Here is a 2,720-nt window from a genome sequence, read left to right as displayed (position 1 = left end):
GACCCCTCGACCACCCTGCAGTGATCAGCGAACGGGCGGCCCGGCATGCCGTCCGACGAGGGCAGCAACGGCTCAAGTCGGGCCCACTGGACATCGGTCAGGACCGCACGACGCGACACCTGCTGATCATCGCGCAGCCCCGACCGGCCGAGTTAGGAGACACACCCTAGTCGTCGAGTCGAACCGGGCGGGTTCGCTACTCGACTGGGCGCGCCCCGGCGCAGTAATGACCTTCGGAACGCACGAGTTCCGGTGGAGCAGTAGCGACGCCTTCCTATCGCTACCTAGGGGTGTCTCCCAACGCGCGCAGCCAAGAGATCATGGTTTTGAGCGCGACTCCGCTGCGGAAGATCAGAGCCAGCTTGACGTAGCGGGTCACGTGCCAGTAGATCAACACCTTCCGCCAGCCGCTACTCGACCGCGATCCGCACCGGATCAGTCAGGGGGAAGATACTCGCACACGAGGGGAGTCGTCACGCGGATCCCGTGCACGTCGTCGATCAGGTGGTGCTTGGAACCCGGGCGGTCACGATTGATCGGCGCCGGCTGGATATGGTTTCCTCCTTTGAAGTGACGTGCACGTGTGAGGCGTCCACAGCGCAGCGGTCGAGGTTGAGCCGGTGGCTGCGGCGCAGTTCGGGCAGCAGCAGCTCGCGCAACACCGGCCCCCGCACCCTGAGCGCGAGCCCTCGGGATCTGGTCCCAGTTCTGATCCCGTTCTTGAGTACGCACATGATCTCGGTCGGATAAAATCTTCTCGCTACCGTCAACCTCAGTGGACTCGGTGACCTCGTTCGGGTGGCTCTCACGCTCGTGATTGAGGTCGCTTAATGTAAAGGACATGTCGATGCCTGTCAGTAGCGTCATCGCTACCCACGGACTCACTCGGGATTTTCGCCGCACACGAGCAGTGGATAGAGTAAACTTGAAGGTTCGCTCTGGTAAAATTTATGGACTGCTCGGGCCGAACGGCGCCGGTAAGTCAACGACACTCAAAATGATCGTCGGCCTCCTGAGGCCGAGCGCAGGGGAGATCTCGCTGTTTGGCACACCGTGGCGTCGCGAGTCACTCGACCGGATCGGAGCCTCGATTGACGGCCCCAGCCTGTACGAACATCTCTCCGCCACCGCGCACTTGCAGGTGCATGCGCACTTGATTGGTGTAGGCCGTGACGAGGTGCAGTCGGCACTTGCCGCGGTGGGGCTCAGCGACACCGGCCGTGCCCGTGTCCGGACGTTCTCCACTGGGATGAAGGGGCGGCTCGCGCTTGCGACCGCGATGCTGGGCGAACCTGACCTACTCTTGCTCGACGAACCGCAGAACGGTCTGGACCCTGAGGGCATGAGCGCGCTGCGTGTACTCATGCGAGATGTCGTCGCTACTGGCCGAACGATCGTTCTGAGCAGCCACCTTCTGAATGAGGTAGGAAAGGTGGCCGACGACATAGGTGTCATCTCTTCGGGGCGGCTCATCTTCCAGGGACCTGTGCATGAGTTCGCACCAGAGGGCGACGTTGAGCGAGCATACTTCCGCATGACTGAGGGGAGGTCCCGATGAGTGCAACGACGTCGATGAGGGGTGCCTTCCAGGCCGAGAGGATCCGTTGGCGGTCCTCAGCAGTGACTCGTCTGCGTTGGGCGGCTGCAGGTTACGGCGGGCTTTCTGCGATGCTGGCTTTGAGTACCGATTCTGCCCTGAGCTGGTACTCTCTACTTGCCTATCAGAATCTGTGGATCGTGGGTTTTGGCCCGCTGTTTCTCGCTCTCATTGTTGGCACACAGGCGTCACTCGAACACTCGTACCGTGGTGGCGGCACCTGGAGTAGACCGACGGCACCGTGGGTCGCGAGGTTCGCACGATTTGGCATGCTTACACCAACGGTACTCATGGTGAATCTCCTCGCCATGCTCGTGCCGATCGCTGCGGGGCTGGTACTGGCTGGTCCACCACCTGTCGCTCACCTGCTGGCTTCAGTAGCAGTATCCACGCTGGCCCAGCTCGGCTTACTCGCAGTCCTGGTTAGATCCGGGATACACGTCGGACGAACAGCGGTGCTCGCCGTGGGACTCGCCTGGGCAGTAGCTGCAGTGCTGACAGCGGAGTCGACGGCGTGGCCGATCAGCCCATTCGCCTGGACACTGCGAGGATCTCTGCCGGTGATCGGGACACACGCCAACGGTGAAGCTCTCTTACCGAGCGATGCGCTCGCCACCGCCTCAATCGTTACCCCTACGCTGCTATCTCTGGCACTAGCTATCAGCGTCCTCGCTCTACCAGTCCCCGGTGGCAGAGTCGGAGCACCTACCGCAAGACACGACGGCGATTTTCTATGCTGAATAGACAACAGTCAGTACGCGTTTCAGGCGGCCCGAGTAAGGTGGTGAAAAGTCGACCCGTACGCGCCGCACTCGTAGTCCTGGGCTGCACGCCGATCTGGCTGCTCATGCCCGTTGCCGTGGCCGTGCCGTCGTTGTTCCTGCGTTGGCGTGAACCAGGCCAAGCGATCGAAGTACTCACACTCGCCATCGTGCCACTCAGCGCGGTGATGCTCGCTATATTAGTCCAAGGCGCCATGAGTAATGGTATCCGAGCAGCCTCAACGAGGAGGTCTCACGTCGGCATTCAATGGCGGGCCGCGACGGCGATCGCAGTAGGAGTGGAATGCAGCATAGTGGCAGCCACTGGAGCCGTGTTCGCGGTAGCGGGCCTCCCGTCGTCG

At 61.9% G+C, this 2,720-nt stretch carries 1 protein-coding gene; it reads left to right on the top strand.

Going from position 1 to position 2,720, the window contains the following annotated elements:
- Positions 1–841 precede the first annotated feature (841 nt).
- Positions 842–1,558, top strand: a complete 717-nt coding sequence (locus FVA95_RS28330) for an ABC transporter ATP-binding protein (protein WP_368667382.1) — start codon at positions 842–844, stop codon at positions 1,556–1,558.
- Positions 1,559–2,720: the final 1,162 nt, after the last annotated feature.

Origin of the sequence: Pseudonocardia sp. EV170527-09 (assembly GCF_008369905.1) — a bacterium.
In the GTDB taxonomy this organism is placed as follows: Bacteria; Actinomycetota; Actinomycetes; order Mycobacteriales; family Pseudonocardiaceae; genus Pseudonocardia.
The sequence above is the reverse complement of the archived record's forward strand: the minus strand, read 5'-3'. Positions and strand labels throughout refer to the sequence as shown.